A 15,954-nucleotide genomic window follows, 5' to 3' on the forward strand; every position below is an offset into this window, starting at 1 on the left:
GCAGGCGCTGGCGCTCCAGTTCAAGCGTGAGCTGCTCAACCTGCCTGTCTTGCAGGCGCTCCAGCTCGGCCACGTGCTCGGCTTCTTCTTCTGCGAACTCGCGCGCCATGCGGCGCACCTCGGGGTCGTGGGTCTGCGCCACGATCGCCGCGTAGAACAGCTGGCTGCGCTCCTCGCCATCAAGGGCCAGGCGGTAGGCCATGGCAGCGTCGATCAGGCCGTCCACACCGGCCCAGGCGGCCTGCTCGGGGCTCACGCCATCGGGCCACTGCCATTCATCGGGGCCAAGCTTGGGCAGATCGCGAAAGCCCCCGCGTCGCAGGGCTTCCTTGAGGTGCAGACGCGAAAACTCCGCCATCTGGGCAAAGAAGGCTTCGGCCTCCTTGTTGCCCAACGTGCCCATCGACGCGCGCAGGTCTTCGTATCGCCGCGCGGCCTCGAACTCCAGCTGGATGGCGTGGATCAGAAAGACCTTGATGTCGTCCATGGGGCCTCAACCGAACTTGAAGAGGATGCCGTGGCCACCGCGCGGGTACTCCCATTCCACATTGCTGTGTTCGGAGCAGATGATGCGGCAGCTGCCGCATTCCAGGCAGCCGTCGGTGATCAGCGTCACGGCGCCGTTGCCTTCGGCGGTGTAGCAGGAAGCCGGGCACACATAGGTGCACGAGCGGTCCTTGCAATCGGTGCGGCAGACCTCGTTGTCCTTGATCTTGATGTGCGGACGGCCGGCGTCGACCTTGTAGCGGTTCTGGAAGAGCTTGTCTTCCACTTTCACTTGGATGGGTGTCATGGTGAGACTCCTGATGAGGGGCGGTGAAGGAGCGCGCAGCAGGGCGGCTCAGCGAAAGCTCAGCGGAAGGCGCGCCACAGCTTGAAGGCGTCGCCCACCAGGCCGGTGAAGGACCGGGTCTGGCGGAAGCTGGAGAAGATCTCCTTCTCCTTGGTCTTCTTGTCGACGTTGTCCACCGTCACCATGGTGCGGGCGGCCTTGTTCAGCAGCTCGGGGTAGGTGGTGAAGAACTGGGGGTTGTCGTGGAAGACCTTGGGCATGTCGCGGTACTTCTTCAGGTCCTTCATCACGAAGGACTCGTCCAGCGCCTTCTGGTAGGCCTTGAGCACCGGTGCGTTCAGCTCCTTGCCGGCCGCCTTGGCGTTGATCACCGTTTCGGCGGCCAGGCGGCCCGTGGTCATGGCCAGGTTGGAGCCCTCGCGGTGCACGGCGTTCACGAAGCCGCCCGAGTCGCCCACGATCATCCAGCCGTTGCCATAGACCTTGGGCACGGCAAAGAAGCCGCCTTCGGGGATCAGGTGGGCGCAGTACTCCTTCATCTCGCCGCCCTGGATCATCGGGGCGATGGAGGGGTGGCGCTTGAGCTGCTCCAGCAGGGTGTAGGGCGAGGTCTTGTTCTCGTTCTTCTTGAAGTCCGAGAGCATGCAGCCGATGCCGATGGTGAGCGAATCCTTGTTGGTGTAGAGGAAGCCCGTGCCCATCATGCCGTCGGTGATCTTGCCCACCATCTCGATGACGACGCCTTCGTCTTCCTTGATGTTGAAGCGCTGCTGGATCAGCTCCTCGGGCATGAAGAGGATTTCCTTCACGGCCAGGGCCACGTTGTTGGCCTTGATCTCGCCATGGAAGCCGGCCTTGCGGGCCAGGGTGCTGTTCACGCCATCGGCCAGGATCACCACGTCGGCAAACACCTCGCCGGCTTCACGGTCGCAGCGCACGCCCACCACCTTGTCACCGTCCATGATCAGGTCCTGCACGGTGGTTTCGCAGATCAGCAGGGCGCCGGCTTCGCGGACCTTCGAGCTGAACCACTTGTCGAACTGTGCGCGGATGATGGTGTAGCGGTTGTAGGGCGGCTTGTTGTAGTTCTCGCTGCGGAAGTGGCTGCCGACGAAGGAGTCGTCGTCCAGCACCCACATGCGCTGTTCGATGATGTGGCGCTCCAGCGGGGCGTCGTCACGGAAGTCGGGGATGATGCGTTCCAGCGCGTCGGCATAGAGGATCGCGCCCTGCACGTTCTTCGAGCCGGGGTACTCGCCACGCTCGATCTGCAGCACCTTCAGGCCCGCCTTGGCCATGGTGTAGGCGGCGGCGTTGCCCGAGGGGCCGGCCCCCACCACGATGGCGTCAAATTTCTGCTTGCTCATGTCGTCTCTCCTGGTTCGCTGTGAGGGTCAGGCCACTTTTTTGATGCGCTGGTCGAGGTGGGCCTGGAAGGCCTGCGTCAGGGCGGGCAGCACCTGCATGGCGTTGCCCACGATGCCGTAGTGCGCGAAGTCGAAGATGGGGGCGTTGGCATCGGTGTTGATGGCCACGATGACGTCGGACGCCTCGCAGCCCACACGGTGCTGGATGGCCCCGGAGATGCCCGCAGCGATGTAGAGCTTGGGACGCACCGTCTTGCCCGTCTGGCCCACCTGGCGGTCGGCTTCGACCCAGCCGGCCTGCACACACGGACGGGTGGCACCCACTTCGCCGCCCAGCACGCGGGCCAGGTCGAAGACCAGCTTGAAGTTTTCGGGGTTCTTCAGGCCCTTGCCACCGCTGACGATCACGTCGGCATACGGCAGGTTGATCTTGTTGCTGTGGGCGTCGGCGATGAAATCCAGCAGCTTGGTGACGATGTTGGTTTCGATCAGGCCCAGCGAGTCTTCCGAGGTGGTGCCTGTGCGGCCCGCTTCGCCGCGCGGCATGGCCATCACGCGGGGGCGCACGGTGGCCATCTGCGGGCGGTAAGCCAGGGTCATGATGGTGCACAGCAGCGAGCCACCGAAGGTGGGGCGGGTCGCGGCCAGGGCGCGGGTCACCGGGTCGATGTTGAGCTCGGTGCAGTCGGCGGTCAGGCCGGTGAGCAGGGTGGTGGCCACCGAGCCGGCGAGGTCCCGGCCTTGCGAGGTCGCGCCCAGCAGCACGATCTCGGGCTTGTACTTGTTGACCAGGTCGGTCAGGCCCTTGGTGAAGGGTTCGTTGCGGTAGCCCTTGAGCACGGGGTCGCGCATCAGGTAGCAGTGGTCGGCGCCGAAGGTGAAGGCTTCCTTGGCAAAGGCATCGAGGGGCTCGTCCGGGCCACCGAGCAGCACGCCACACAGCGGCACGCCCAGGATGTCGGCCAGCTTGCGGCCTTCACCCAGCAGTTCCCACGAGACGCTGTGCGCATGGCCACGTTCGTGTTCGATGAACACCCAGACGCCCTTGTAGGCCTTCAGTTCCTCGGACAGTTCAAGGTTGCGGCCGCGGCCTGCAGGCTTGAGGGGGGCATTTTTCGCGGCGTTGGGGGCGGCTTCACTCATGGCGCTTCTCCGGTGATGACAGCGTGTGTTGTGCGGAAACGTGGCTCAGGCACTGAGCTTTTCGACCAGGTCCTGCTCCAGCGTCGGGTGGCGCGTGAAGATGGACTGCAGCAGGGTCAGCGACATGTCGCGCAAGGTGGTGTTCTCCATCACCATCATTTCGGCCTTCTCGCTGCGGGGCGTGGGGCCGAAAACCTTGCTCACCACCGTGGGCGAACCCTTGAGGCCGATCTTGGAGACGTCTTCGATGCCGGCGTCGTCCTTGTTCCACTTGCGCACCTGGTAGGCGGCGGCGTGGATCATGGCGGGCAGCGAGGCGAAGCGCATCTCGTTGGTGTTCTCCAGCATCGTGATCAGGGCAGGCAGCCTGGTCTTGAGCAGCTGAACGCCACCCTCGCCACGGCGCTCGACCGTGATCGTGCCGCCTTCGACATCGGTCTCGACGATGCGCGACACATAGGTCAGCAACTGCAGGCCCATGCGCTTGGCGATGCCGGGGCCGACCTGGGCGGTGTCGCCATCGATGGTCTGCTTGCCGGTGAAGACCACGTCGACCTTCTGCTCGCTGTTGAGCTTGCGGATGGCGGCGGCCAGGGCATAGGAGGTGGCCAGGGTGTCGGCACCGGCAAAGGCGCGGTCGGTCACCAGCACGGCGTCGTCGGCGCCGAAGCTCACGCACTTGCGCAGGGCTTCTTCGGCCTGGGGCGGGCCCATGCAGATCACGGTCACCTTGCCGCCGAACTTGTCCTTCAGGCGCAGGGCCTCTTCCAGTGAGAAGAGGTCGTAGGGGTTCACGATGGCCGGCACACCCTGGCGCATGATGGTGTTGGTGACCGGGTGCACGCGGATCTGTGCGGAGTCCGGGACCTGTTTGATGCAGACGACGATGTGCATGGTGTGCTCCTGCTGGAAGGGCGGGTCTTGTTGTGGTTCAGGCGAGGCGATGGCTGTTCAAAAGGCTCATGCGGTGAGCTTCAGGCGGCACGGGGTGCCTCAGGGCGCGCGGGCACCGTGAAGGAGGGCACCGATCCGCCTTGGGAGGGCAGCGTGGACTTGAGGTTTTGCAGCGTGACGTGCTGGTGGCCTTCGGCTTCCTGGAAGACCTTGAAGACCTTCTCCTGGGCCGGCGTCGACTTCACGAAGTCGGTGTAGGCCTTGATCAGCAGGTCGCGGTAGACGGCGTAGAGCGCCTGCTCGTTGTCTTCCGGGAGGTTGGGCTCCTGGCGGATGTACTGGTAGAAGCGCTTGAGGATGTGCAGGCGGTTCACGTGCACCACCGGCTGGTCATACGGGACCCCGAAGAAGAGGAGAAAGTCTTCGGCGGAGGACAACTGCTTGAGTTGCAGCGTGAGGTTTTCCATCATGGTGAGACTCCCGGTCGGTTGCTGAACGTGGGTTGGGTGCAGGTATCGTCACAAGCGTGGCAGGCGCCGTCTTCGGCCGCGCGCAGGGGCGGCAGGCCCTTGATGAGCTTCACTTCGGTTTCGAGTTCGGCGATGCGGTCCAGCAGGCAGGCGATGGCCTTGCCCACCGGGTCGGGGATGAGGTGGTGCTGCAGGTCGATGGCACCTTGCGGGGCCCGTGCTTCCTTGCGGATCACCACGCGGCCAGGGATGCCGACCACGGTGGCGGCCTCGGGCACATCGTCGATCACCACCGAGTTGGCGGCCACCCGCACGCGGGCGCCCACCGTGATGGGGCCGAGGATCTTGGCGCCGGCACCCACGACCACGCCGTCTCCCAGCGTGGGGTGGCGCTTGCCGGGGTTCCAGGTGGTGCCGCCCAGGGTCACACCGTGATAGAGCGTGACGTCGTCACCGATCTCGGCCGTTTCGCCAATCACCACGCAGGCGCCGTGATCGATGAAGAAGCGGTGGCCAATCCTGGCGCCGGGGTGGATGTCGACGTTGGTGACCCAGCGTGCGAAGAACGACAGAAAACGCGGGCCATAACGCCAGCCGCGTGTCCACAGGGCGTGGGCCAGGCGGTAAAGCGCCACGGCCTGCACGCCGGGGTAGATGGTCCAGACCTCGAAGAGCGAGCGGGCGGCCGGGTCGCGTGTGAGCACGCAGGCCACGTCTTCCTTGAGCAGGGCCCACCAGCCACGGTCGACCAGGGCGGTGCGGCCTTGGCCCATGGGGGTGTGCTCGGGCGGCAGTTCGCCGTCTTCGCTGGGCAGCAGCTGGATGGCGCCGAGTGCGGGGTCTTCGCGTTTCATGATGCCTGGCCTTCACGCAGCGGGGTGGCTTCGAGGAAGAAGCGTTGCAGCTCGTCGGTCGTGGGGGCGCGTTTGGTGTCCACGGCGTGAGCCCGGATGCGGTCCAGCAAGGGCTGGACCTGGGGCTCGACCACCGGCAGCCCCAGGGCCTGGTAGGCCACGCGGACCGAACGCGAGCCGGAGTGCTTGCCCAGCACGGTCTCGCGGTGGCGACCCAGCTCCGCCGGATCGAAGCCCTCGTAGGTGCTCGGGTCCTTCAGCAGGCCATCGACGTGGATGCCCGATTCGTGGGTGAAGACCGCCGCACCCACGATGCTCTTGTTGGCCGCCACCGGTCGCCCCGAGGCCTGGGCCACGAGCTGGGAGATGGGGCACAGCGCCGTGGTGCGCACACCGGTTGACAGCCCATGCAGGTGCCGCACGCCCATCACCACCTCTTCGAGCGGCGCGTTGCCTGCCCGTTCACCCAGGCCATTGACCGTGGTGTTGGCGTGGGTCGCCCCGGCACGCAAGGCCGCCAGCGTGTTGGCCGTGGCCAGGCCGAGGTCGTTGTGGGCGTGGATCTCGATGTCGATCTCGACCGCGTGGCGCAGCTGCGAGACCGCATCGAACGTGGTGAAGGGGTCGAGCACGCCAAGCGTGTCGGCGAAGCGCACGCGGCTGGCGCCACAGTCCTGCGCCATGCGGCCCACCGCGGCCAGGAAGTGCGGGTCGGCGCGGGAGGCATCCTCCATCCCCACCGACACCTGCATGCCGCTGCGGTGCGCCGTCCACACAAAGCGCTCGACCTGCTCCAGCGCCCATTGACGGGTCTGGCCGAGCTTGTGCTGGAGGTGGATGTCGGACACCGGGATGGACAGGTGCACGATGTCGGCATGGCAGCGCGAGGCCGCGGCCAGATCGGCCTCGCACATGCGGCCCCAGACCATGAGGCGGCTGTCCAGGCCCATGGCGGCGATGGCGTTGATGGTCTCGATCTCGGTGTCGCCCATGGCGGGGATGCCGATCTCCATCTCGGGCACACCGGCGTCGGACAGGGCCTTGGCGATGGCGCATTTTTCGGCCACCGTGAAGGCGACGCCGGCGGTCTGTTCACCATCGCGCAGGGTCGTGTCGTTGATGATCGGTGCTTGCATGGCGGGGGGCTCGATGCGTTGGATGCCTTGGGGCTCAAGGGCCTGTGTGAGGGCTGTTCTGCAATCGCTGTGCCATGTCATCTCATGCGCATTCTTGTGATGCAAGGTATTGATTTGATTGGTTTTTTGCTGTTTGCAAGGGGGCGTTCCGGCTGTGGCGTTTGTCGTGCCAAATCCGACGTTGACGGCGCTTTGATGACCTTGTCGGGTTTGTTTTCTTTGCCACATGGGCGCCATGGCGCGGGGCTGTAGCGTGCTGCCGGCGCAGGCTGACGCTCAGGCGGTGAGCTTCAAACGCTCACCCCTGTCTCACTGGATTGGGATGTGAAGCGCAGCCCGCCGGAAGTCAGGCGGGCTGCGCTTGGCCGTGCGAACCTTCAGCGCTCCCGCGCGTGGTTCCGGCTGTGCTTGGGCAACTCGATCGTGATGTCGCCGTCCTTGAGCTTGACGCAGCAGGCCAGGCGCGAAGCGGGCTCCAGGCCCCAGGCGTTGTCGAGCTCGTCGTTTTCGTCGTCATCCGGCTCGGCCAGGGTCTCGCCACCCTGGCGTACCAGCACATGGCAGGTGGCGCAGGCCGCGACCATGTCGCAGGCGTGCTCAATGGCCACGCCGTTGGCGATCAGGGCTTCGCACAGCGAGCCGCCGCGCTTGACGTCGAAGGCCTGCCCCTGTGGGCAGAGTTCAGGGTGGGGCAGGACGGTGACCAGCGGCATGGTGGGGACTTTTTCAGGTGATGGATTCGAGCACGCGGCCAGACAGCGCCTTGCGGATGCTGGCGTCCATGCGGCGCGCGGCAAACGAGGCGGTGACCATGTTCAGGGCGTTGCAGGCGGCCTTCACGTCGTCCGTGTCGGCTTCGGTCTCGAGCCGGTCCGCAACCAGGTTGATGGCGTCCTGCACGTGCTGGCGTTCGGTGGGTGAGAGCAGTTCTTCGCCGTCTTCGTGCAGGGCCGCGATGGTGGCGTCCAGCAGGCGGCGGGCGTCGACCTGGGCCTCACGCAGCATGCGCAGCTTCATGTCGGCGTCGGCACTGCCCACGCTGTCTTTCAGCATCGAGGCGATTTGGTCGTTGTCCAGGCCATAGGAAGGTTTGACCTGCACTTCGGCGATCACGCCGGTGCTCTGTTCGCGTGCGCTCACGCTCAGCAGGCCGTCGGCATCGATCTGGAAGGTCACGCGGATGCGGGCGGCGCCGGCCACCATGGGCGGGATGCCGCGCAGCTCGAAGCGCGCCAGAGAGCGGCAGTCCTTCACGCCTTCGCGCTCACCCTGCACCACGTGCACCGACATGGCGGTCTGCCCGTCCTTGAAGGTGGTGAAGTCCTGGGCACGCGAAGCGGGCAGGGTGGTGTTGCGCGGAATGATCTTTTCGACCAGGCCGCCCATGGTCTCCAGGCCCAGCGAGAGCGGGCACACATCGAGCAGCAGCCAGCCCTCGTCGGCCTGGCGGTTGCCCACCAGGGCATCGGCCTGGATGGCGGCGCCCAGGGCCACCACCTCGTCGGGGTTGATGTCGGTCAGGGGCTCGCGGCCAAACAGCTTGGCCACGGCCTCGCGGGCCACCGGCATGCGGGTCGAGCCTCCCACCATCACCACGCCATCGACTTCCTCGGCGGTCAGTTGGGCGTCCTTCAGGGCGCGTTTGGTGGCGCTCAGGGTCTTCTGCACCAGGGCCTGGGTCAGTTCGGCAAACACCTCGCGGGTCAGCGTGACGCTGCCGGTGTGCTCGGGGGCAGAGGGGGTGGCCAGCGGCAGGTCGACCGCCGCAAAGCTGGAGAGCGCTTCCTTGGCCGCACGCGCGCAGATCAGCAGGTGCTGCTGGTCGGCCGGGATCAGCGTCTCCCAACCCTGTCCCAGCTGCGTGGCCAGCCACAGGGCCAGGGCGCGGTCGAAATCGTCACCGCCCAGGGCCGAGTCGCCACCGGTGGACAGCACCTCGAACACGCCACGGCTCAGGCGCAGGATGGAGATGTCGAAGGTGCCGCCACCCAGGTCATAGACCGCAAACGTGCCCTCGGCGGATTTGTCCAGGCCGTAGGCGATGGCGGCGGCCGTGGGCTCGTTCAGCAGTCGCAGCACGTGCAGGCCGGCCAGACGGGCGGCGTCCTTGGTGGCCTGGCGCTGGGCATCGTCAAAGTAGGCCGGCACCGTGATGACCACGCCGGTCAGGTCCCCACCCAGCGCGGCTTCGGCGCGGGCCTTCAGGGCGGAGAGGATGTCGGCCGAGACCTCCATGGGCGTCTTCAGGCCGGCAGCGGTGTCCACCTTGACGATGCCCGGCTCTTCAACCAGCCGGTAGGACGGGGCGCCGGCCTTGATCACATCGGCCATGCTGCGGCCCATCAGGCGCTTGACCGACGCGATCGTGTTGAGCGGATCGGCCCCCTGGCCTGCCAGGGCATCGAAGCCCACAACCGGCAGGCCCTCGGCGCTGTAGCGCACCACCGAAGGCAACAGCGGGCGGCCCTGTTCGTCGACCAGGGCCTTGGGCACGGCGCTCTGCACGCTGGCCACCAGCGAGTTGGTGGTGCCCAGGTCGATGCCGGCTGCCAGACGGTGTTGGTGGGGGGCGGCGCTCTGCCCCGGTTCAGCGATCTGCAGCAATGCCATGGTGGGCCTCAGGTGCTCAAGACTTCAACAGAGGAGGTGAGCCGGCCCAGGCCTTGCCCACCGCAGGAAACGTCAGCTCAGACGGCGAAGCTTTCGCCGCAACCACACTCCGCCTTGGAGTTGGGGTTGTGGAACTTGAAGCCTTCATTCAGGCCTTCGCGCACGAAGTCCAGCTCGGTGCCGTCCAGGAAGGGCAGGCTCTTCGGGTCGACCAGCAGCGTCACGCCGTGGCTCTCGAAGCGGGTGTCTTCCGCATCGGGTGCATCGGCAAACTCCATCGTGTAGGCCAGGCCCGAGCAACCACTGGTCTTGACGGCCAGGCGCAAACCCACCCCTTTGCCGCGCTTGCTGAGCGACTTCTGGATGTGCCTAGCCGCCGTTTCGGTCATGGTGATCGTCATGGCCTGCCTCACATCGAGAAGGAACTGCCGCAGCCGCAGGTCGACTGGGCATTCGGGTTGTGGATCACGAAGCGCGAACCTTCCAGACCATCTTCGTAGTCGATGTCGGCACCCATCAGGTACTGCAGGCTCATCATGTCGACCACCATGGTCACGCCATCGCGGCTGATGCTGGTGTCGTCGTCGGCGATCTTGTCGTCGAAAGCGAAGCCGTACTGGAAGCCCGAGCAGCCACCGCCGGTCACGTACAGGCGCAGCTTCAACTCGGGGTTGTTCTCTTCGGCGATCAGCTCGGCGACCTTGGCCGCGGCGTTGGCGCTGAAGTTCAGCGGGGCGGGCGGCGCGTCAGAGGTGGTGACAGGTGCTTCAAGCGTGGTTTCCATGGTGGTCTCCTGGTAGGCGAGGATGGACGACAAAGACGGTGGCGAAACGCCGGGTGGCTCACTCAGTGAGGCGCACAGATGGGCTGGTCGCCCAGCGTGACCGCACCATCGGCGGCCTGCTTGGTGGCGGCCTTGGCCTGGTAGTCGGCCACGGCCGCCTTGATGGCGTCCTCGGCCAGGATCGAGCAGTGGATCTTCACGGGTGGCAGGGCCAGCTCTTCGGCGATCTGCGTGTTCTTGATCTCCAGCGCCTGGTCCAGCGTCTTGCCGCGCACCCATTCGGTCACCAGCGAGCTCGAGGCGATCGCCGAACCGCAGCCGTAGGTCTTGAAGCGTGCGTCTTCGATGATGCCGGTCAGGGGGTTGACCTTGATCTGCAGCTTCATCACGTCGCCGCAGGCCGGGGCGCCGACCATGCCGGTGGCCACGCCGTCTTCGGCGTTGTCGAAGGAGCCGACGTTGCGCGGGTTTTCGTAGTGGTCGATGACCTTGTCGCTGTATGCCATGGGGATCTCCGGTTGCGATGGTTGTCGTCAGTGAGGACGTGGCCGCGGTCGCCGCAGCCCGGGAAGACAGCTCAGTGCGCTGCCCATTGGATGGAATCGAGGTCGATGCCGGCGCGCACCATGTCCCACAGGGGGCTCATCTCGCGCAGCTTGTTGACCACTTCGCCGACACGCTGGATGGTGAAGTCGATGTCTTCGACCGAGGTGTAGCGGCCGATCGTGAAACGCACCGAGCTGTGGGCCAGCTCGTCACTGCGGCCCATGGCGCGCAGCACATAGCTGGGTTCGAGGCTGGCCGAGGTGCAGGCCGAGCCCGACGACACGGCGATGTCCTTCATGCCCATCAGCAGCGACTCGCCTTCCACGTAGTTGAAGCTCACGTTCAGGTGGTTGGCCGTGCGGCGTTCGAAGTCGCCATTGATGCTGACCTCGTCGAGGGCCTTCAGCCCCTCCCAGAGGCGGTCGCGCAGGCCGCGGATGCGGTCCATTTCTGCCCCCATTTCGCGAGAGGCGATGTGGTAGGCCTCACCCATGCCCACGATCTGGTGCGTGGGCAGGGTGCCCGAGCGCATCCCGCGCTCATGCCCGCCGCCGTGGATCTGCGCCTCGATGCGGATGCGGGGCTTGCGGCGCACGTACAGCGCGCCCACACCCTTGGGGCCATAGCTCTTGTGGGCCGACATCGACATCAGGTCGATTGGCAGCTCGCTCAGGTCGATGGCGACCTTGCCCGTGGCCTGGGCCGCGTCCACATGGAAAATCACGCCCTTGCTGCGGCAGATGGCGCCGAGCTGCGGGATGTCCTGGATCACGCCGGTTTCGTTGTTGACGTACATGACCGATGCCAGCACGGTGTCCGGGCGCAGGGCGGCCTTGAACAGGTCGATGTCGACCAGGCCGCTGGGCAGCACCGGCAACACGGTCACTTCCCAGCCTGCGCGTTCCATCTCGCGCATGGTGTCCAGCACGGCCTTGTGCTCGGTGGCCAGGGTGACGAGGTGCTTGCCCTTGCTCTGGTAGAACTGGGCGGCGCCCTTGATGGCCAGGTTGTTGGACTCGGTCGCGCCCGAGGTCCACACCACTTCACGCGGGTCGGCGCCGATCAGCAGGGCGACCTGCTCGCGGGCGATTTCGACCGCTTCTTCCGCGGCCCAGCCGTAGGCATGGGAACGGCTGGCCGGATTGCCGAAGCGATCCGTGAGGTAACTCATCATCTTGGTGGCGACACGCGGGTCCACCGGGGTGGTCGCAGCGTAGTCCAGGTAGATGGGACGCTTGGGCAGAACGGTCATGGGTGGCGCTCCTGTTGCTGTGGCAAGCCTGCCTGGCCTGCCGCCTTGGGCTCCTTATTGCAAACGGGATGCCACCTTGTGCCACCTGGCCACGTCGTCCTGTAAACGCTTGATTTGGCTCAAGAAAAAGAAAAAGCCCCGGCAAAGCGGGGCTGTGTGTGGGGCGGGCTGCCGCTGTGGGCTTTGTCGCATTTGTCGCGGGCGGCCTCAACCCCTTGTCGAGTGGGGTTTCTTGCCGTGTCAGGGCTGGGCCAGCCAGTCCCGGGCCAGCTTCACCCAGAAGGCGGCGCCCAGGGGAATCAGCTGGTCGTTGAAGTCGTAGCTCGGGTTGTGCAGCATGCAGGGGCCCAGGCCGTGCCCCCCCTCGCGGTGGCTGCCGTCGCCATTGCCGATCACGAAATAGGCCCCTGGCTGGGCCTGCAGGTAAAAGCTGAAGTCCTCGGCGCCCATGGTGGGCTCGAAGGGCAGCACATTGGCTTCGCCCACCAGCGCCTGCATCACCCGGCGCACGAAGGCGGTTTCCTTTGGGTGGTTGATGGTGGGCGGGTAGTTGCGGTGGAAGTCGAAGGCCACCGTGCAGCCAAAGGCGGCACAGAGCTGGTGGCTGAGTTCACGCATGCGCTGCTCGATCAGGTCCAGCGCCTCGGTGGTGAAGGTGCGCACCGTGCCGCGCATCGTGACCGTGTCGGGGATCACGTTGGTGGCCTCGCCGGCTTCGATCATGGTCACCGAGATCACGCCGGTCTCGATGGGCTTGAGGTTGCGTGTGACGATGGTCTGGAAGGCCTGCACCAGCTGGCAGGCCACGGGCACGGGGTCGACGCCCATGTGCGGCATGGCGCCATGGCAGCCCTTGCCGGTGATCACGATGCGGAAGTCGTTGCTGGAGGCGAAGCAGGGGCCGTCCTTGATCGCGAACTGCCCGGCGGCCATGCCGGGCCAGTTGTGCATGCCGAAGATGGCGTCCACCGGGAAGCGCTCGAACAGGCCATCCTTCATCATCTCCCGCGCGCCGCCGCCGCCTTCTTCGGCCGGCTGGAAGACCAGCACCACGCGCCCGTCGAAATCGCGGTTCGCTGCCAGGTGCTGGGCGGCGGCCAGCAGCATCGCCGTGTGCCCGTCGTGGCCACAGGCGTGCATGCGGCCGGGGTGTCGGCTGGCGTGGGCAAAGGCGTTGTGCTCGCTCATGGGCAGGGCGTCCATGTCGGCTCGCAGGGCCACGGCGCGCGGCCCCGGTCGCCCCTCGATCACCCCCACGACACCGGTGGTGCCCAGGCCGCGGTGCACCGTGATGCCCCAGCCCGTAAGAGCCTGCGCCACCACATCGGCCGTGCGGACCTCTTCAAAGCACAGCTCGGGGTGGGCGTGCAGGTCGCGTCGGATGGCCTGGATGGCGGGAGCCTGCTCCTGCAGGGCGGTCGGGATGGCGGTGTCGCCGAAAGGGGCGGTCGTGGCGGGCATGGGCGGGGCGGCAAAGGCGGAAAACCGATGTTACCTGTGGGGCTTGTCACACGCGGCTGTCGCCCCCTTGCCCTCAGGGCGATCCGAGCGGCTGTGGCCGCGGCATCGCGCTTATATAGTCAGGGTTGGCGCAAGCCGGGCAGCCAGCCTGGTGCGGCAAACCGATGTTGAAGGAGACACGATGAGCGATGTGAACTACCACCGCGACCACACCCTGGGCCTGCCCAAGGCCCGCGAACTGGCCAAGGAATGGGCCAGTGGCGCGGCCAAGCAGATGGGGCTGGATTGCCAGCACGCCGAAGGCGACGACCAGGACGTGCTCACCTTCGAGCGCATGGGCGTGACGGGCACCATGACCGTCACCGCCACCAGCTTCGACCTGAACGTCAAGCTGGGCATGATGATGGCCGCCTTCAAGCCCATGATCGAAGCCGAAGTGGCGAAGAACCTGGGGCGCATCATCGACAAGGCCTCGGGCACTCAGGCCTGAGGCGCCCCCTCGCTCACTTGAGCGAGGTCTTCAGGGATTCGATCAGGTCGATGTAGGCCTGCTGGGCGGCGTCCTGGCCCTTGCCTTTCAGGGCGGCCCAGGCGTCGAACTTGGCGCGGCCCACGAAGTCCATCATGCCGGGGCGCTCGCCGGTGGCATCGCCCACGCTGCCCTGCTTGAACAGCGAGTAGATCTGCAGCAGGGTCTGGTTGTCGGGCTTGGCCGGCAGCTGTTTGGAATCGGCCAGGGCTTGTTCGAAACGGGCTTTCAGGTCGGACATGGATTGGTACTCCTCGGTACATGGGTGGTGATCGCGATGGTAGCGCTGCCCCGGCGCACCGTTTGGCAGGGTGTGCCCGCCTCCCCCTCAAAGCAGTGGCCGAGCACGTTCGGGCTGGCCGGCCTAGAATCGCGGCCCCACTCGACTGCCCGTCATGAGCGCCGTTTCCTTCCAGCACATCAGCAAGTCCTTCCAGAGCGGTGGCCGCACGGTCCATGCCCTGCGAGACGTCAGCTTCGACATCCACGAAGGCGAGTTTTTCGGCCTGCTCGGCCCCAACGGCGCCGGCAAGACCACGCTCATCAGCATCCTGGCCGGTCTGGCGCGGGCCTCGGCGGGCCGCGTGACCGTGCAGGGCCACGATGTGGTCGACGACTACGCCGCGGCCCGCCGTGCCCTGGGCGTGGTCCCACAGGAACTGGTGTTCGACCCCTTCTTTTCGGTGCGTGAAACCCTGCGCAACCAGAGTGCCTACTTCGGCCTGCGCCGCAACGACGACTGGATCGACGAATTGCTCGCCCACCTGGGCCTCACCGACAAGGCCGACGCCAACATGCGCCAGCTCTCCGGTGGCATGAAGCGCCGTGTGCTGGTGGCCCAGGCCCTGGTGCACCGTCCGCCGGTCATCGTGCTGGACGAGCCCACCGCAGGCGTTGACGTCGAGTTGCGCCAGACCCTGTGGCAGTTCATCGCCCAGCTCAACAAGCAGGGCCACGCCGTGCTGCTCACCACCCATTACCTGGAAGAGGCCGAGGCCCTGTGCCAGCGGATCGGCATGCTCAAGCAGGGGCAGCTGGTCGCGCTCGATCGCACCTCGGCCCTGCTGGCGGGCACCGCCTCCACCATGCTGCGATTCAAGACCGACGCCACCCTGCCACCCGCCCTGGCCGCCATCGCCCGTGTGACCGGGCGCATCGTGCAGCTGCCCGCCAAGGACGCCACCGAGGTCGAGCGCCTGCTGGCCACCTTGCGGGAAGCCCATTGCCCGGTCGAAGACCTGGAGCTGGGGCGAGCCGACCTGGAAGACGTTTTCCTCTCGATCATGCATGGCCGGGAGACCCAACCATGAACTGGACCGATTCCGTGCAGGGCGCCCGCCCGCTCTTTCGCAAGGAGGTGATGCGCTTCTGGAAGGTCAGCTTCCAGACCGTGGGCGCGCCCGTGCTCACCGCCATCCTCTACCTGCTGATCTTCGGCCACGTGCTGGAAGACCATGTGCAGGTCTTCCGTGGCGTCGGCTACACCCGCTTCCTCATCCCTGGCCTGGTGATGATGAGCCTGCTGCAGAACGCCTTTGCCAACAGTTCCTCCTCGCTCATCCAGAGCAAGATCACCGGCAACCTGGTGTTCGTCCTGCTGACACCGCTGTCGCACCGCGCCTGGTTCCTCGCCTACGTGGGCGCCTCGCTGGTGCGCGGTCTGGCCGTGGGCGCGGGCGTGTTCGTCGCCACCGCCTGGTTTGCCCCGCCCGGCCTGGCCGAACCCTGGTGGGCGCTCACCTTCGCCGTGCTGGGTGGCACCCTGCTGGGCGCCCTGGGCCTGATCGCCGGCCTCTGGGCCGACAAGTTCGACCAGATGGCGGCCTTCCAGAACTTCATCATCGTGCCCATGACCTTCCTCTCGGGCGTTTTCTATTCGGTGCACTCCCTGCCGCCCTTCTGGCAAGGCCTGTCCCACCTGAACCCCTTCTTCTACCTGATTGACGGATTCCGCCGCGGCTTCTTTGGCGCCAGCGACGCCAGCCCCTGGCTCAGCCTGGGCGTGGTGGCGACCGCCACGCTGGGTGTTTCCGCCATCGCCCTGCATTTGTTGAAGACCGGGTACAAAATCCGTTCTTGATTCGCCCCCGATCCGCCCTTTTTTGCCCGTCACCC

Annotated in this window: 19 protein-coding genes; 3 read left to right on the top strand and 16 right to left on the bottom strand. The window is 66.2% G+C overall.

Going from position 1 to position 15,954, the window contains the following annotated elements; genetic code table 11:
* The 15 genes from QZ994_RS13685 to QZ994_RS13755 form a co-directional block, all read right to left on the bottom strand.
* Positions 1–487 (bottom strand): hypothetical protein (locus QZ994_RS13685; RefSeq protein WP_290872543.1); only part of this gene is annotated, 487 nt, incomplete at its 3' end.
* Positions 488–493: 6 nt separating this feature from the next.
* Complete coding sequence (locus tag QZ994_RS13690) at positions 494–793, bottom strand: ferredoxin family protein (protein ID WP_290872545.1); 300 nt, start codon at positions 791–793, stop codon at positions 494–496.
* Positions 794–852: 59 nt separating this feature from the next.
* Positions 853–2,160 (bottom strand): FAD-dependent monooxygenase, encoded by a 1,308-nt coding sequence (locus QZ994_RS13695; protein WP_290872548.1) that lies wholly within the window; start codon positions 2,158–2,160, stop codon positions 853–855.
* 27 nt (positions 2,161–2,187) lie between these two features.
* On the bottom strand, positions 2,188–3,303 hold the full coding sequence (locus QZ994_RS13700; protein WP_290872552.1) for an electron transfer flavoprotein subunit alpha/FixB family protein: 1,116 nt from the start codon (positions 3,301–3,303) through the stop codon (positions 2,188–2,190).
* A 45-nt stretch (positions 3,304–3,348) separates the two neighbouring features.
* A complete protein-coding gene (locus tag QZ994_RS13705; protein ID WP_290872555.1) occupies positions 3,349–4,197 on the bottom strand; it encodes an electron transfer flavoprotein subunit beta/FixA family protein in 849 nt (282 codons plus the stop codon).
* Positions 4,198–4,277: 80 nt separating this feature from the next.
* Entirely contained in the window at positions 4,278–4,664 is a 387-nt protein-coding gene (gene nifW / locus QZ994_RS13710; protein ID WP_290872595.1) for a nitrogenase stabilizing/protective protein NifW, read from the bottom strand.
* Positions 4,664–5,440: a serine O-acetyltransferase gene (gene cysE, locus QZ994_RS13715; RefSeq protein WP_290872598.1), complete on the bottom strand. Its 777-nt coding sequence runs from the start codon at positions 5,438–5,440 to the stop codon at positions 4,664–4,666. Before cysE ends, nifW begins: the two co-directional genes overlap by 1 nt.
* 77 nt (positions 5,441–5,517) lie before the next feature.
* A complete protein-coding gene (gene nifV, locus QZ994_RS13720) occupies positions 5,518–6,657 on the bottom strand; it encodes a homocitrate synthase (protein WP_290872558.1) in 1,140 nt (379 codons plus the stop codon).
* 377 nt (positions 6,658–7,034) lie between these two features.
* On the bottom strand, positions 7,035–7,370 hold the full coding sequence (gene fdx / locus QZ994_RS13725; protein WP_290872561.1) for an ISC system 2Fe-2S type ferredoxin: 336 nt from the start codon (positions 7,368–7,370) through the stop codon (positions 7,035–7,037).
* Between the two features lie 13 nt (positions 7,371–7,383).
* Positions 7,384–9,267: a Fe-S protein assembly chaperone HscA gene (hscA, locus tag QZ994_RS13730; RefSeq protein WP_290872563.1), complete on the bottom strand. Its 1,884-nt coding sequence runs from the start codon at positions 9,265–9,267 to the stop codon at positions 7,384–7,386.
* A gap of 77 nt (positions 9,268–9,344) precedes the next feature.
* Entirely contained in the window at positions 9,345–9,668 is a 324-nt protein-coding gene (iscA, locus tag QZ994_RS13735) for an iron-sulfur cluster assembly protein IscA (protein WP_290872566.1), read from the bottom strand.
* An 8-nt stretch (positions 9,669–9,676) separates the two neighbouring features.
* Positions 9,677–10,051, bottom strand: a complete 375-nt coding sequence (erpA, locus tag QZ994_RS13740) for an iron-sulfur cluster insertion protein ErpA (RefSeq protein ID WP_290872569.1) — start codon at positions 10,049–10,051, stop codon at positions 9,677–9,679.
* A gap of 62 nt (positions 10,052–10,113) precedes the next feature.
* Positions 10,114–10,557, bottom strand: coding sequence for a Fe-S cluster assembly scaffold IscU (iscU, locus tag QZ994_RS13745; RefSeq protein ID WP_290872572.1), 444 nt, complete (start codon positions 10,555–10,557; stop codon positions 10,114–10,116).
* A 71-nt stretch (positions 10,558–10,628) separates the two neighbouring features.
* Positions 10,629–11,849 carry an IscS subfamily cysteine desulfurase gene (locus QZ994_RS13750; RefSeq protein ID WP_290872574.1) on the bottom strand — a complete coding sequence of 407 codons (1,221 nt, stop codon included), beginning with the start codon at positions 11,847–11,849 and terminating at the stop codon, positions 10,629–10,631.
* A gap of 240 nt (positions 11,850–12,089) precedes the next feature.
* On the bottom strand, positions 12,090–13,310 hold the full coding sequence (locus QZ994_RS13755) for a M20 aminoacylase family protein (RefSeq protein WP_290872578.1): 1,221 nt from the start codon (positions 13,308–13,310) through the stop codon (positions 12,090–12,092).
* Positions 13,311–13,491: 181 nt separating this feature from the next.
* Between QZ994_RS13755 and QZ994_RS13760 the strand changes: the two genes are divergently transcribed.
* Positions 13,492–13,800, top strand: coding sequence for a polyhydroxyalkanoic acid system family protein (locus tag QZ994_RS13760; protein ID WP_290872582.1), 309 nt, complete (start codon positions 13,492–13,494; stop codon positions 13,798–13,800).
* Positions 13,801–13,813: 13 nt separating this feature from the next.
* On the opposite strand, the gene QZ994_RS13765 is transcribed toward QZ994_RS13760, so the two are convergent.
* On the bottom strand, positions 13,814–14,080 hold the full coding sequence (locus QZ994_RS13765) for an acyl-CoA-binding protein (RefSeq protein ID WP_290872585.1): 267 nt from the start codon (positions 14,078–14,080) through the stop codon (positions 13,814–13,816).
* Positions 14,081–14,234: 154 nt separating this feature from the next.
* Here QZ994_RS13765 and QZ994_RS13770 point away from each other — a divergent pair, with 154 nt between their 5' ends.
* Positions 14,235–15,149 carry an ABC transporter ATP-binding protein gene (locus QZ994_RS13770; RefSeq protein WP_290872588.1) on the top strand — a complete coding sequence of 305 codons (915 nt, stop codon included), beginning with the start codon at positions 14,235–14,237 and terminating at the stop codon, positions 15,147–15,149.
* Positions 15,146–15,919: an ABC transporter permease gene (locus QZ994_RS13775; protein ID WP_290872592.1), complete on the top strand. Its 774-nt coding sequence runs from the start codon at positions 15,146–15,148 to the stop codon at positions 15,917–15,919. Before QZ994_RS13770 ends, QZ994_RS13775 begins: the two co-directional genes overlap by 4 nt.
* Positions 15,920–15,954 lie beyond the last annotated feature (35 nt).

It is taken from the genome of Aquabacterium sp., from assembly GCF_021768455.1.
In the GTDB taxonomy this organism is placed as follows: domain Bacteria; phylum Pseudomonadota; class Gammaproteobacteria; order Burkholderiales; family Burkholderiaceae_C; genus Aquabacterium.

Coding starts and splice junctions, on each gene's coding strand:
- QZ994_RS13760 (WP_290872582.1), top strand. CDS start 13,492: ATGAGCGATGTGAACTACCACCGCGACCACACCCTGGGCCTGCCCAAG.
- QZ994_RS13695 (WP_290872548.1), bottom strand. CDS start 2,160: ATGAGCAAGCAGAAATTTGACGCCATCGTGGTGGGGGCCGGCCCCTCG.
- nifV (WP_290872558.1), bottom strand. CDS start 6,657: ATGCAAGCACCGATCATCAACGACACGACCCTGCGCGATGGTGAACAG.
- erpA (WP_290872569.1), bottom strand. CDS start 10,051: ATGGAAACCACGCTTGAAGCACCTGTCACCACCTCTGACGCGCCGCCC.
- iscU (WP_290872572.1), bottom strand. CDS start 10,557: ATGGCATACAGCGACAAGGTCATCGACCACTACGAAAACCCGCGCAAC.
- iscA (WP_290872566.1), bottom strand. CDS start 9,668: ATGACGATCACCATGACCGAAACGGCGGCTAGGCACATCCAGAAGTCG.
- QZ994_RS13700 (WP_290872552.1), bottom strand. CDS start 3,303: ATGAGTGAAGCCGCCCCCAACGCCGCGAAAAATGCCCCCCTCAAGCCT.
- hscA (WP_290872563.1), bottom strand. CDS start 9,267: ATGGCATTGCTGCAGATCGCTGAACCGGGGCAGAGCGCCGCCCCCCAC.
- QZ994_RS13765 (WP_290872585.1), bottom strand. CDS start 14,080: ATGTCCGACCTGAAAGCCCGTTTCGAACAAGCCCTGGCCGATTCCAAA.
- fdx (WP_290872561.1), bottom strand. CDS start 7,370: ATGCCGCTGGTCACCGTCCTGCCCCACCCTGAACTCTGCCCACAGGGG.
- QZ994_RS13770 (WP_290872588.1), top strand. CDS start 14,235: ATGAGCGCCGTTTCCTTCCAGCACATCAGCAAGTCCTTCCAGAGCGGT.
- QZ994_RS13775 (WP_290872592.1), top strand. CDS start 15,146: ATGAACTGGACCGATTCCGTGCAGGGCGCCCGCCCGCTCTTTCGCAAG.
- nifW (WP_290872595.1), bottom strand. CDS start 4,664: ATGGAAAACCTCACGCTGCAACTCAAGCAGTTGTCCTCCGCCGAAGAC.
- QZ994_RS13690 (WP_290872545.1), bottom strand. CDS start 793: ATGACACCCATCCAAGTGAAAGTGGAAGACAAGCTCTTCCAGAACCGC.
- cysE (WP_290872598.1), bottom strand. CDS start 5,440: ATGGGCCAAGGCCGCACCGCCCTGGTCGACCGTGGCTGGTGGGCCCTG.
- QZ994_RS13750 (WP_290872574.1), bottom strand. CDS start 11,849: ATGACCGTTCTGCCCAAGCGTCCCATCTACCTGGACTACGCTGCGACC.
- QZ994_RS13755 (WP_290872578.1), bottom strand. CDS start 13,310: ATGCCCGCCACGACCGCCCCTTTCGGCGACACCGCCATCCCGACCGCC.
- QZ994_RS13705 (WP_290872555.1), bottom strand. CDS start 4,197: ATGCACATCGTCGTCTGCATCAAACAGGTCCCGGACTCCGCACAGATC.